This window comes from Cycloclasticus sp. P1 (assembly GCF_000299965.1).
GTDB classification, from domain to species: domain Bacteria; phylum Pseudomonadota; class Gammaproteobacteria; order Methylococcales; family Cycloclasticaceae; genus Cycloclasticus; species Cycloclasticus pugetii.
In genome coordinates, this window is record NC_018697.1 from 2,102,218 (window position 1) to 2,116,306 (window position 14,089).

General features: G+C 43.5%; 9 protein-coding genes and 1 tRNA gene. 5 read left to right on the forward strand and 5 right to left on the reverse strand.

The features are described 5' to 3' along the window. Positions 1-78: 78 nt before the first annotated feature. Positions 79-969, forward strand: a complete 891-nt coding sequence (locus tag Q91_RS10185) for a phosphoribosylaminoimidazolesuccinocarboxamide synthase (protein WP_015006815.1) — start codon at positions 79-81, stop codon at positions 967-969. A 64-nt stretch (positions 970-1,033) separates the two neighbouring features. Here the strand turns inward: Q91_RS10185 and Q91_RS10190 are convergent, their stop codons facing one another. The 3 genes from Q91_RS10190 to Q91_RS10200 form a co-directional block, all read right to left on the reverse strand. Beyond that, positions 1,034-2,311 (reverse strand): ammonium transporter, encoded by a 1,278-nt coding sequence (locus Q91_RS10190; protein ID WP_015006816.1) that lies wholly within the window; start codon positions 2,309-2,311, stop codon positions 1,034-1,036. A 24-nt stretch (positions 2,312-2,335) separates the two neighbouring features. After that, entirely contained in the window at positions 2,336-2,674 is a 339-nt protein-coding gene (glnK, locus tag Q91_RS10195) for a P-II family nitrogen regulator (protein WP_015006817.1), read from the reverse strand. A gap of 298 nt (positions 2,675-2,972) precedes the next feature. Next, positions 2,973-3,659, reverse strand: a complete 687-nt coding sequence (locus Q91_RS10200) for a TorF family putative porin (protein WP_015006818.1) — start codon at positions 3,657-3,659, stop codon at positions 2,973-2,975. Positions 3,660-3,868: 209 nt separating this feature from the next. On the opposite strand from Q91_RS10200, the gene Q91_RS10205 reads away from it, so the two are divergent. The 3 genes from Q91_RS10205 to Q91_RS10215 all read left to right on the forward strand — a co-directional run bounded on the left by Q91_RS10205 (position 3,869) and on the right by Q91_RS10215 (position 7,740). After that, positions 3,869-4,117 (forward strand): accessory factor UbiK family protein, encoded by a 249-nt coding sequence (locus tag Q91_RS10205; protein ID WP_015006819.1) that lies wholly within the window; start codon positions 3,869-3,871, stop codon positions 4,115-4,117. Positions 4,118-4,159: 42 nt separating this feature from the next. Continuing rightward, complete coding sequence (locus Q91_RS10210; protein WP_015006820.1) at positions 4,160-5,674, forward strand: YifB family Mg chelatase-like AAA ATPase; 1,515 nt, start codon at positions 4,160-4,162, stop codon at positions 5,672-5,674. Between the two features lie 62 nt (positions 5,675-5,736). Continuing rightward, the gene (locus tag Q91_RS10215; protein ID WP_015006821.1) at positions 5,737-7,740 is read left to right on the forward strand and encodes a UvrD-helicase domain-containing protein; all 2,004 of its coding nucleotides are present in this window, start codon (positions 5,737-5,739) and stop codon (positions 7,738-7,740) included. A 1-nt stretch (position 7,741) separates the two neighbouring features. Here Q91_RS10215 and Q91_RS10220 read toward each other — a convergent pair whose 3' ends face one another. Then, complete coding sequence (locus Q91_RS10220; RefSeq protein WP_015006822.1) at positions 7,742-8,221, reverse strand: cytochrome c5 family protein; 480 nt, start codon at positions 8,219-8,221, stop codon at positions 7,742-7,744. Between the two features lie 122 nt (positions 8,222-8,343). Between Q91_RS10220 and Q91_RS10225 the strand changes: the two genes are divergently transcribed. Then, positions 8,344-8,420 (forward strand) — tRNA-Arg (locus tag Q91_RS10225). A 642-nt stretch (positions 8,421-9,062) separates the two neighbouring features. On the opposite strand, the gene Q91_RS10230 is transcribed toward Q91_RS10225, so the two are convergent. Further along, positions 9,063-14,000, reverse strand: coding sequence for a hypothetical protein (locus Q91_RS10230; RefSeq protein ID WP_015006823.1), 4,938 nt, complete (start codon positions 13,998-14,000; stop codon positions 9,063-9,065). Positions 14,001-14,089: the final 89 nt, after the last annotated feature.

The window sequence follows — 14,089 nt, forward strand, 5'->3', positions numbered from 1 at the left end:
CGTTTCACACCTTTTACTTGCAAAATTCTTAATAAAATTAGATCATTAGCAGCTTTTTTACTAAGCATACTAAATCAAATGACTATTCCAGCTTCCTTACTCGATGCCAACCTAAACAGCCTGCCACTTATCCATAAAGGAAAAGTTCGCGACATTTATGATATTGATGATAAGCACATGTTAATTGTTACCACCGATCGTTTATCTGCGTTTGACGTTATTCTACCCGATCCTATTCCTGGCAAGGGGATTGTGCTAAACGAAGTCTCCAATTTTTGGTTTGAAAAATTAGCCCACCTAATCCCTAATCAATTATCTAAATTAACACTTAATCAAGTATTAGATGATGAGAAAGACTGCCAGCGCCTTGAAAAACGTGGGATCATTGTAAAAAAACTAAAACCATTACCTATTGAAGCTATCGTTCGTGGCTACCTAATAGGTTCTGGTTGGAAAGACTATCAAAAGTCAGGACAGGTATGCGGTATTCAATTACCTGAAAATTTACAACAAGCCTCACAACTCTCTGAGCCGCTTTACACACCTTCAACTAAAGCAGCAGTTGGCGATCACGATGAAAACATTTCTTACGCAGAGACTATTCAACTATTAGGTGAAGATTTAGCGAAGCAAGTGCGTGATATCAGCTTAACCTTATATAAAACGGCTGCTCAATACGCCTTAGAACGTAATATTATTATCGCTGATACTAAATTTGAATTTGGTTTAGATGACAATGGCGTGCTACACCTTATTGATGAAGTGTTAACACCTGACTCATCACGTTTTTGGGATGCAAAAGAATATAAAGTGGGCACAAGTCCTGCTAGCTTTGACAAGCAGATCGTTCGTGACTACCTAGAAACCTTAGATTGGGATAAAACAAACCCAGGACCTACCTTACCAGCGGAAATCGCAAATAAAACAGCGGCTAAATACCGCGAAGCACAAACACTATTAACTGAGTAAGGTTTCTTTCAAATACAAAAAAGGGCGCTTAAGCGCCCTTTTTTGTATCACTTAAATATGTCGTTTATTTATTAGTAAACTCTGGATATGCTTCCATACCACATTCACTAAGGTCAACACCTTCATATTCTTCTTCAGCTGAAACACGAATACCCATTACAGCTTTCAACACACCCCAAACAACAAGGCTTGCAACAAACACCCAAACAAAAATAGTTGCCGCGCCGATCAATTGACCAGAAAAGCTTGAACCATCATTTGTTAACGGCACCAATAAAAGCCCTAATAGGCCACAAGTACCGTGTACTGAGATAGCACCTACAGGATCATCTATTTTTAATCGGTCAAGTGTCACAATTGATAAGACAACCAAAACACCGCCAGCTGCACCAAATAAAGTAGCTTGCAACGCAGTCGGTGTTGAAGGCTCAGCAGTAATCGCAACAAGTCCTGCTAATGCACCGTTTAATAACATCGTTAAATCAGCTTTACCAAACATTATTCTGGCCATGATTAATGACGCCATCGCACCACCAGCGGCCGCAGCATTCGTGTTTAAAAACACCATCGCTACGGAGTTAGCACTCGCGATATCACCTAGCTTCAACACAGAACCACCGTTAAAGCCAAACCAGCCCATCCATAAAATAAATGTACCCAATGTAGCTAGGGGTAAGTTTGCTCCGGGAATAGGGTGAATTTCACCATTAGCTCCATATTTTCCTTTACGAGCACCCAGCAATAAAACACCTGCTAACGCTGCAGCTGCACCAGCCATATGTACAATGCCTGATCCTGCAAAATCTGAAAAGCCAAGGTCGCCTAGGTTATACATGCCAAAGACATCTGCACCGTTCCATGTCCATGAACCTTCCATAGGATAAATCACGCCTGTCATCACGACAGCAAAGGCCAAGAATGCCCATAACTTCATACGTTCAGCAACCGCACCTGAAACGATCGACATTGCTGTAGCAACGAACACCACTTGGAAGAAAAAGTCTGAGGCATTTGAATATACAGAACCGCCATCAAACCCGGCTTCTTTTGATTCTGCTAAAACAGTAGCTGTCAAAGCATCAGCAGTTGCAGCGCCGTCTAGCTCAATACCACTTAACATGGCACCGCCACCATACATAATTTCATAGCCATACACTAAATACATAATGCATGAAACAGCAAATAACGCTACGTTCTTAGTTAAAATTTCTGCTGTATTTTTTGAACGAACAAGACCTGCCTCTAACATTGAAAAGCCAGCTGCCATCCACATAACAAGCGCACCACACATTAAGAAATAAAACGTATCTAGCGCATATTGTAACTCTAGTATTTGATCCACGTTGAGATCCTCCAATTATTTAAATTAAAGCGCTTCAGCGCCAGTTTCACCAGTACGGATACGAACAACTTTTTCAAGCTCAGTTATGAAAATTTTGCCGTCTCCAATTTTTCCAGTGTTTGCCGCTTTAATAATTGAATCGACTGCTTCCTCAACTTGCTCATCTGACAAGGCAATCTCAACTTTTACTTTAGGCAAAAAGTCCACAACATACTCAGAACCACGATAGAGTTCCGTATGACCCTTTTGGCGACCGAAACCTTTAACTTCAGTGACGGTAATGCCGGAAACCCCAATATCAGATAACGCTTCGCGAACATCATCTAATTTAAAAGGCTTTAATACAGCTGTTACTAGTTTCATTATTGTTCCTCTTTTCTTTGATGTCTTATTGACGGGGATAATAATGCATAGGGCATGCCATATTTAAAAAAACGTTAACATTCAAATAGTTAACTGATAAAAAGCCGAGCGAGGAAAACTCTAAAATCAAATATTGCCCCATATTAGTGCAGCCAATGAACCAGCTATAACCAGTTTATTATTTACGTTGGGCATAAAAAAACACCCCTCAAGGAGGGGTGTTTTTAAACTGCTTAACTCATTACCCGTTAGGGTAAAACAAGTTAAATAAGCAGAGAAGCTCTGCTTGAACTCAGTCTTATAGAGACTTAGAAACAGTTAATACATATGCAGCATCGTCAGATGCACCACGTGCATCGCTTACATTGTCTGAGTTAGTATCAACATCTGTGTAAGCAACTTCTACATCAACACCCATGTAAGTAGTAGATGCAGCTAATTTCCAATCCCAGTAGTCACTTGAGTCAGCTTGTAAATCATAGTAGCCAACATGAGCAGCAAAAGCGATACCGTTGTACTCGCCAAGATCAAGACCTAGGTCTGTGTAGTTACCTAAACGGTAATCACCAAGGTCATCGCTGCCTAAATCAACACCAAAATACTGAGTCAAAGAAGCAGGACCCATTGAAAGACCTACATAAACTTCCGTGAAATCTGTCTCTGTTCCTGATGTTGGGTATGCGTAATGGATAGCACCAATATCAACACCAACGCCATTGAACTCACCAGCCCAACCAGCATAAACATCAAATTCCATGCTTTCGTCAGAATCAAAATCAACATTTGAACCCCAAACACCAGCATATACGCCATTACCTAAGTCCGCATCAAATCCACCTTGAATCGCTGGTGAACCGTCAGTTTGAGACATACCACGCCAGATATAGTCTGTTGTTAAAGCAACGTTGCCGCTGATTTCGATAGCACTTGCTGCACTTGAAGCAACCAATAAGCCAGCAACTGCAGTTGTTTTTAATAATTTCATTTTCATTCCTTGTTGTTGATAAATTATGATACCGTCCAAGCTTTAAAGTGTTTTTTGCATAAACGGTATTTGTTGTTATTGTAGCACAAATGGCCAAAATCAAGCTTTTTTACTAAAAAAAAACAACAAAACCGCACTAATTACGGCCTTTTTTGTTTTTCACGCACCTAACCGGTGCATTAAATAAATTTCATATACCCTATATAGCTATGATTAACCCAACTATAATTGAAAGCATTACCCAGTCGCTGATCGACCACTTACCCAACGACCTTGCAAGCATTAAAAGTGAAACCGAAAAAAACTTTAGATCAATTTTGCAACAACAGTTTGCTAAGTTAGACTTAGTTACGCGTGAAGAGTTTGATGTACAAAGTGCTGTGCTTGCGAGAACACGTGAGAAGTTAGATGCGCTTGAACAAACTCTTAATGAATTGACGGAAAACAATAACACCTAAAGCTTCCTCATTAAATCATGCTGTTAAGGAAAGGATTCCACCATGTCACTAGCTACTACTCTAACGCGCAGCTCCACTGGCATTAATGCGCCATTAGTAACCGTTGAAGCGCACCTAGCAAACGGTTTACCCAGCCTAAATATTGTTGGCTTACCTGAGGCGGCTGTTAAAGAAAGTAAAGATCGCGTACGCAGCGCTATTCTCAATTGTCAATTTGAGTTTCCTGCTAAGCGCATCACCATTAACTTAGCACCTGCTGATTTACCCAAAGAAGGCGGGCGATTCGATTTACCCATAGCGCTTAGTATTCTTGCAGCCTCTGGCCAGATACCCAACGACAAGCTGCTTGATTATGAGTTTCTTGGCGAATTATCGCTAAGCGGTGAATTAAGAGCCATTAAAGGCGCATTACCCACAGCTATAGCCTGCCAAACAAGCCATCGAACACTCTGCTTACCCACCCATAATCAACACGAAGCAGCGCTCATCTCAAGTGTTGATATTATTGGCGCCCCCCATCTGCTAGCTGTTTGCTCGCACCTTCATGGACAGCAAGAACTGCCTCTTTTTAAACCTAAAAATGATGTAACCTCTCCCTCAATAAATACTCTCGACTTTTCAGACGTTCACGGTCAGCAACACACCAAACGCGCACTAGAAATTGCCGCTGCTGGACGCCACAGCCTATTAATGCTTGGTCCCCCAGGAACCGGCAAATCAATGCTTGCTGCTCGATTACCAAGCATCTTGCCGCTACTAAGCGAAGAAGAGGCCATTGAGACCGCCTCAATTTACTCTATTAGTCAGCACAACCTGGATACTCACCAGTGGCGGATGCCTCCTTTTAGATCTCCTCACCATAGCGCTTCATCTGTTGCTTTGGTCGGTGGTGGCAGTTCGCCAAAACCCGGCGAAGTATCGCTCGCGCATCACGGCGTTTTATTTTTAGACGAACTCCCCGAATTTGACCGTAAAGTCTTAGAGGTATTACGCGAACCTATTGAAAATGGAAAAATATCCATCTCCCGCGCTAACCACCAAACAGAATTTCCTGCTCGCTTCCAACTTATCGCCGCGATGAATCCATGCCCTTGCGGTTACCTTGGTGATACTTCTCAACGATGCCAATGTAACCCTGTTCAAATCAGCCGTTATCGAAACAAAATATCCGGCCCCTTGCTCGACAGAATTGATATGCATATTGAGGTACCCCGTATTTCCAGTGAAATGCTACGTAAAGGCACTAACGGAGGTGAGCAAAGTAGTGCACAAATTGCTTTACGGGTGCATCACTCGCAAATAAAAGCACTAAAACGACAAGGTCAACTCAACGAATTATTATCCACTGCACAGATCAAACAACATTGCCAAATAAGCGATGAAGATCATCAGCTACTAGAGCAAGCAATTGAAAAACTGGGTTTATCGCACCGTGCCTATCATCGCATTTTACGTGTCTCGCGAACCATCGCCGATATGGACCATCAAACTAATATTCAACGCCACCACTTAACTGAAGCCTTAAGCTATCGCCGCATGGATAAACGCGTCACATAAAGCGCTGAAAATATCATAAAGAACGAGTAAAATTTGCTCCCAAACTCATCTTTTAAGTCGCCGTGCCCAAACTAAACCCAGAACAACACAAAGCTGTTATCACAACGGACACCCCCTTACTTGTTATTGCAGGTGCTGGCAGCGGAAAAACCCGCGTCATTACCGAAAAAATATCACACCTTATTAGTAACGGTGTTGAAGCCAAACATATTACCGCCGTTACCTTTACCAATAAGGCTGCAAGAGAAATGCGATCACGTGTTGACAAACTCTGTTCGTCAAAAAAAACAAAAGGCATTCGCATATCAACATTTCACTCCCTAGGTCTTGATATTATTCGCAAGGAGTATCAAACACTTGGCTTTAAAAAGAACATTAGCATTTTAGATGAACAGGATAAATTTAAGGTCCTACAAGATATTTTAGATAATAGCCAACATCAGTTAGATAAAGCTCAAATATCACCTCTTTCGTGGCAAATATCCGACTGGAAAAACCAAGCGATCTTGCCAGCACAAGCCATGTCTTTAGCTGAAGACGCTCAACAGCAGTTTGCTGCTGCATTATATGAACAATATCAGCAATATAACCGCGTATGCAATGCGGTCGATTTTGATGATTTAATCTTAACGCCGTTAGTCCTTTTTAACGAACACCCGTCAGTATTAGAAAAGTGGCAAAACAGTACTCGTTACCTTTTACTCGATGAATATCAAGATACAAACACCACGCAATATGAGTTTTTTAAGCATTTAGTTGGCGCCATAGGACAATTCACCGTCGTTGGTGACGACGATCAATCCATTTACGCGTGGCGAGGGGCTAACCCAGAAAACCTCTTCACACTAAAAAAGGATTTCCCTAGATTAGAGATCATTAAACTCGAACAAAACTATCGCTCTAATCAACGTATTTTAAAAGCAGCTAACCAACTCATTAGCAACAACCCGCATTTATATGAAAAGAACCTTTGGAGCAACATTAAAAGTGATGAGAAAATTAACGTCATCAGATGTAAAGATGAGTTTTCGGAGTCACAACAAATCGCGGCCGAAATTTCTCGTATAAAATTTAAACACCGGGCCAGCAATGCTGACTTTGCTATCCTCTACCGAAGCAACCACCAAGCAAGACTGTTAGAAAAAAGCCTACGGGAATTATCGTTACCGTATGCCATCAGCGGCGGCACTTCATTTTTTTCCCATGCTGAGATAAAAGACACCCTGTGTTATATCAAACTGCTTATTAACCCAGATGACAACAGTGCTTTTCTCCGAGTTATTAATACACCCCGCCGTGAAATTGGCACCAGCACTGTCGAAAAACTCGCCCTTTATGCCAATAGTCGCCACATTAGTTTATTTGATGCTTGTTTTGAAATAGGGCTTGAACAACAGTTAAACGAACGAACCTATTACAAACTGCGCTCTTTCTGCGACTGGATTGTTAGCTTATCTGATAGAACACAACAAGAAGACCCGATTGCCATCCTTCATGAAATGCTTCAACACATTGAGTATTACGATTGGATTAAAACTCATGCCAATAGCGACAAACAGGCAGAAAGAAAAATAAACAATGTATTAGAGCTAATAAAATGGATTGAAAACAGCGCTAAAAAGTCACAAGAAGAGCGCAGCTTGGGCGATATTGTGTCACGCATGATGTTGCTCGACAGCTTAGAGCGCAACGAGGAAGAAGAAAAAACTGACCAAATAAAACTCATGACCTTACACGCCGCAAAAGGACTTGAGTTCCCTTACGTCTATTTAATTGGCATGGAAGAAGGCATCCTGCCTCATCAAAACAGCATTGATACTGATCAAATTGAAGAAGAACGACGACTGGCTTACGTTGGCATTACAAGAGCCCAACAACAGCTCACCTTTAGTTATTGCGCGCAACGAAAGAAATACGGTGATGTTTCATCAACAGAACCCAGCCGTTTCTTAACCGAACTGCCCGTCGACGATTTAGATTGGGCCGCCGTCCAAAAGAAAAACCCAGAAGAACAAAAGAAAAAAGGCCAGGAAAGCCTGGCCCTTATGAAAAGTTTATTAAATTAAGTTACTGACTTCTCTCAACCATATAATCAATAGCGGCGGTCACATCTGCATCAGATAATTGAGCAGAACCACCTCGTGCAGGCATGCCTTTAAAGCCTTTTGTCGCATGCTCAAAGAGCACTGATTCACCTTGTGCAATACGAGGCGCCCAAGCTGCCACATCACCTGTTTTAGGTGCGCCCGCCACTCCTGTTGAATGGCAAGCCATACACGCCGTATTATAAACTTGCTCTGCGGACATAGGTTCCGTTGCAACCACCACTGGCGGCTCAACAATTGGACTAGCTTTTTTAGCCTCGGCTAACGTCGTTGCTAACTCACCTAAAGGTTTAATTCTATCTAAAACCTTTTTTTCTGCTGCTGCAGACATCGGTTTCTCGTCAACCAGGCCAATCGCTACAAAAGAAATTACAATAGCAATAATAACTAACACACCTATCGTGACACCTAGGTCACTTAAAATTTTCTTATCTTCACTCACGTACTAACTCCAATTTAGTGATATTTTTTCAGGATTATAAACCCTAAGCCTATAAACCCGAAGTAAAAACAGTTCAATATTTCATCAACATATCACGTTATAATACCGCAACAATATACAAAGCGCTCGTAGCTCAGCTGGATAGAGTGTCGCCCTCCGAAGGCGAAGGTCGTGGGTTCGACTCCCGCCGAGCGCGCCATTATTTGAATGACTGATACTAATATTCTTTCATAAGTTAAGGACTAATTCTCATTCAAACGTAAATCAACACCTTCTGTTTAATGTTGCTTTAACTTTCAATAAAAAACTCATCAGCCCGATTGTGATTGATCAAGATCAGCTACTCATCAAGCTATACACCCATAAAAATAACTTTTTAACCATCCTATGATGTATTACTTGAGCTGTAATAACCGCCTCATTAACCCTTTAATAACGTCATTTCTTTAACACAGTGCTTTTCAACGCATTCAAAATCTTACCTAAAACCCGTGGTTATGATTATTTGCTCTAGAAGCATGCACAAAAGCAACTTTACTCGCTTTCACTGAAGAGCCATTCCTACCGATATGGAGGGCTCTCATTATTCAATAACGCAAAAAAGAAATCATTAGCTATGATGACTTAAACTATTTATATAACAACTAACTAATATCGCCGGCCTCCCTCCGGTTTTTAAAAATGCTCACCTCTAGCTGCTTCAATCACCCCTGGCCATAAACCGCCCATAGGAGTTTACAAAAAAACCAAAAATAACTTTATACCGTTATAAAAAATGATTACTCCTCTAACAAAAAAGCCTCGACATTACTGTCGAGGCTTTTTCTATGTTAGAAATAGACTAACTTTCGTCTACTGTAATATTTGTAGCGCCAAGATAGGCTTGTAAAGATGTAATATCATTTATTGCCCCTGTACCAATCCCTTCAAGAGTGACACTTCCACCATTAGTTAGACTAACAGAGATATCTCCACCAACACCGCTATCACTAACATTACTAATAGCATCAGCTAAATTGAAATCACCTGAATTGTCTACATCCAACACGTCGATAAAGTTTAACTTATCCGTATTTACTTCGAAGTCTTTGATAATGTCATCACCCGAATTAGCTGCCATACTGAACAAGAATGAATCTTCACCTGAACCACCTGTCAGCTCGTCATCACCAAAACCGCCAATCAACAAGTCATCACCATCAAGACCAAATAAGTCATCATCACCATCACGCCCAATGATGTAATCATCACTATTCGTACCATTTAGAATATCACCCGTATCGCCACCTTCAATCGTAGCGCCATCTGGATAAAGGTTTACACCCAGTGAACCGGTCACGCTGTCACCGTCAGTATCTGTACCGATAACATCGTAATCCAGCTCTATTGGTAGCCCATCACTTCCTATACCGTAACTAAATACACCCAGTTTGATATTTCCAACATCGACTCCAACAGTCACAGCACTAAACTCATCAGTGGTCTCAATTTGGTAAATCCATTTTTCTTGCAAACCAGCAATACTTGCAGAACCATCCGCGTTTAATGTGATAGTCACATTGCTAGTTTCATCAGTCGCAGTCCCTGCTTGAACATCAGCAAGCGTTCCTGAATAGACTTTGACACTCGTAATATCAACAAACGTCTCACCTGTCGTATCACCATAAAACACCTCATCAGCATCTGCCAGTATCGCTGAAATAGTAATGTTTGCAGACGATGTACAAGCCGTTGTTCTATAGACCTGTTGAGTAAAGGCATTTGTTAGGTTGTGTGAACCACCGTATTGATAAAATGCATTACCCCCATTACCGGTTACTTCACCATTGGTAAAATCAAAACGAATCGCCTCGCCAACAGTAACCGCATTCTGCGTCCCTATACCAATTGAGTTTGCGTTGGTATTAACTGTTTCGCCCGCTTCAGTCGTCATCACCACATCTTCTGAAGTACCATCAATATTAGAGATTGCTTTTAACTCAACATTACCACCACCAACACTCGACAAGTTTGTGGCTGTAACTGCTGTACCATTAATAATGACACCCTCTGAGTGCACACTATAAGTTTGTCCGTCTGCGCTAAGCTCAATAAAAAACTTCACGTTCGCTGTATTCAACGAACCATCAGTATTTTTAGTTACAAATTGAAGCTGGGTATTGTCATCAGAAAAGTGAACAAACAACGCTTCACCTGTACCGTTAAAAGTCAGCTCGTTTCCAAGTGAGTCTATAGCCGCAGTTCCCTCCATGCTCGTATCAAATACGACCTTCTCAACACCATCAGCACCTACAGCAAAGTTAAGAAGCTGAACGACATCAGGAGACGTCGCAGCATCTTTAAGGTGAGATGTTGTTGGGTTAAGGTAGGCAGGAATATCATCGACAACACCAACCTCTAAACCAAAGCCGATTTGGCTTCCATTACCATCTTGGCCAATCACATTAAATGTAGGTAGATTATCTGTTCCTTCTAAATTATCCCCAAAAGGTGTTGAGCTAATATTGCTCAGTAAGGTAAATGTGTAGTCACCCGTCGTAGCATTCACTGTCAACGTCCACTGTGGATCACTAACAGTAATAACATTACTGCTTGGAATGACACCATTAACACTCACGATACCACCAAAACCATCAGCCCCCCAATCAGCATTATCAGAGAAGGTACCATTGATTGTGTAACTCAACCCATCATTCTCATCATTCCCATTGATAGATGGAATTGATTCTTCTTCAACGGTGATAACGTCATTAACTGGAGTATCAGGAGTACTATCAACTACCAAGCTAAAGTTTTTATTATCAGCGCCGCCTTCATCGGTCTCGCCTGCTACATTACCCGTCACTGTGCCTGACCAGTCTGCGGCAATACCAACATCCGGTACGCCAGCTGTGCTTGTTCCTGTCCAGCTATAATCACCACCACCATCGTTAGCCCAACCCGTCATCACTGAGCCTTCTGGAACACCTGATAGAGTGACGGTGACTGAGGTCACTTGCTCAGAGGTATCCGCGTCGGTCTCTTCAACCGTTAGCTTGTCACTTAAGGTGAAGGTCACAACGGCGTCGGTTTCATCTTGTGCGGCAATCGTTGCTACTTCAACATTGATGTCGCCTTCAACGCCTACGGTAATCGTGCCACTTTCACTGTCGCTGCCTTCGTTTGTGGAGACCGCTACATCGAACGTAATGTCTGCTCCATTATTCGTTGTGCTGCCAGCAACGCCTGTCGTTGAGTAGTCTGTTGGTAGGGTTAAGCCGTATGAAGCCGGTAATTCTCCTGCCGTTAAGGTCACTGTTAAGACGTTGCCCACCAAGACACCACCAAAGGCTGTTGTGCCAGCTGGCAAGCCATTAAAGGTATACTCAACACTGGTGAACTGTTCTGAACCATCCGCATCGCTGATGCTCACGGTGCCCGCTAAATCAACAGCTACGGTGCTGTCCGTTTCAACGGTGTCGATATTAAGTGCATCAAGGTTAAAGTCGATGTCTTCAGTTGGATCAACGGTTAAGCTAAAGTTTTTATTATCAGCGCCGCCTTCATCGGTCGTGCCCGCTACATTACCCGTCACTGTGCCTGACCAGTCTGCGGCAATACCAACATCCGGTACGCCAGCTGTGCTTGTTCCTGTCCAGGTGTAATGACCACTATCAACACCTACTTCAGTCCAACCCGTCATCACTGAGCCTTCTGGAACACCTGATAGGGTGACGGTGACTGAGGTCACTTGCTCAGAGGTATCCGCATCGGTCTCTTCAACCGTTAGCTTGTCACTTAAGGTGAAGGTCACAACGGCGTCGGTTTCATCTTGTGCAGCAATCGTTGCTACTTCAACATTGATGTCGCCTTCAACGCCTACGGTAATCGTGCCACTTTCACTGTCGCTGCCTTCGTTTGTGGTGACCGCCACATCGAACGTAATGTCTGCTCCATTATTCGTTGTGCTGCCAGCAACGCCTGTCGTTGAGTAGTCTGTTGGTAGGGTTAAGCCGTATGAAGCCGGTAATTCTCCTGCCGTTAAGGTCACTGTTAAGACGTTGCCCACCAAGACACCACCAAAGGCTGTTGTGCCAGCTGGCAAGCCATTAAAGGTATACTCAACACTGGTGAACTGTTCTGAACCATCCGCATCGCTGATGCTCACGGTGCCCGCTAAATCAACAGCTACGGTGCTGTCCGTTTCAACGGTGTCGATATTAAGTGCATCAAGGTTAAAGTCGATGTCTTCAGTTGGATCAACGGTTAAGCTAAAGTTTTTATTATCAGCGCCGCCTTCATCGGTCGTGCCCGCTACATTACCCGTCACTGTGCCTGACCAGTCTGCGGCAATACCAACATCCGGTACGCCAGCTGTGCTTGTTCCTGTCCAGGTGTAATGACCACTATCAACACCTACTTCAGTCCAACCCGTCATCACTGAGCCTTCTGGAACACCTGATAGGGTGACGGTGACTGAGGTCACTTGCTCAGAGGTATCCGCATCGGTCTCTTCAACCGTTAGCTTGTCACTTAAGGTGAAGGTCACAACGGCGTCGGTTTCATCTTGTGCAGCAATCGTTGCTACTTCAACATTGATGTCGCCTTCAACGCCTACGGTAATCGTGCCACTTTCACTGTCGCTGCCTTCGTTTGTGGTGACCGCCACATCGAACGTAATGTCTGCTCCATTATTCGTTGTGCTGCCAGCAACGCCTGTCGTTGAGTAGTCTGTTGGTAGGGTTAAGCCGTATGAAGCCGGTAATTCTCCTGCCGTTAAGGTCACTGTTAAGACGTTGCCCACCAAGACACCACCAAAGGCTGTTGTGCCAGCTGGCAAGCCATTAAAGGTATACTCAACACTGGTGAACTGTTCTGAACCATCCGCATCGCTGATGCTCACGGTGCCCGCTAAATCAACAGCTACGGTGCTGTCCGTTTCAACGGTGTCGATATTAAGTGCATCAAGGTTAAAGTCGATGTCTTCAGTTGAATCAACGGTTAAGCTAAAGTTTTTATTATCAGCGCCGCCTTCATCGGTCGTGCCCGCTACATTACCCGTCACTGTGCCTGACCAGTCTGCGGCAATACCAACATCCGGTACGCCAGCTGTGCTTGTTCCTGTCCAGGTGTAATGACCACTATCAACACCTACTTCAGTCCAACCCGTCATCACTGAGCCTTCTGGAACACCTGATAGGGTGGCGGTGACTGAGGTCACTTGCTCAGAGGTATCCGCATCGGTCTCTTCAACCGTTAGCTTGTCACTTAAGGTGAAGGTCACAACGGCGTCGGTTTCATCTTGTGCGGCAATCGTTGCTACTTCAACATTGATGTCGCCTTCAACGCCTACGGTAATCGTGCCACTTTCACTGTCGCTGCCTTCGTTTGTGGAGACCGCTACATCGAACGTAATGTCTGCTCCATTATTCGTTGTGCTGCCAGCAACGCCTGTCGTTGAGTAGTCTGTTGGTAGGGTTAAGCCGTATGAAGCCGGTAATTCTCCTGCCGTTAAGGTCACTGTTAAGACGTTGCCCACCAAGACACCACCAAAGGCTGTTGTGCCAGCTGGCAAGCCATTAAAGGTATACTCAACACTGGTGAACTGTTCTGAACCATCCGCATCGCTGATGCTCACGGTGCCCGCTAAATCAACAGCTACGGTGCTGTCCGTTTCAACGGTGTCGATATTAAGTGCATCAAGGTTAAAGTCGATGTCTTCAGTTGGATCAACGGTTAAGCTAAAGTTTTTATTATCAGCGCCGCCTTCATCGGTCGTGCCCGCTACATTACCCGTCACTGTGCCTGACCAGTCTGCGGCAATACCAACATCCGGTACGCCAGCTGTGCTTGTTCCTGTCCAGGTGTAATGACCACTATCAACACCTA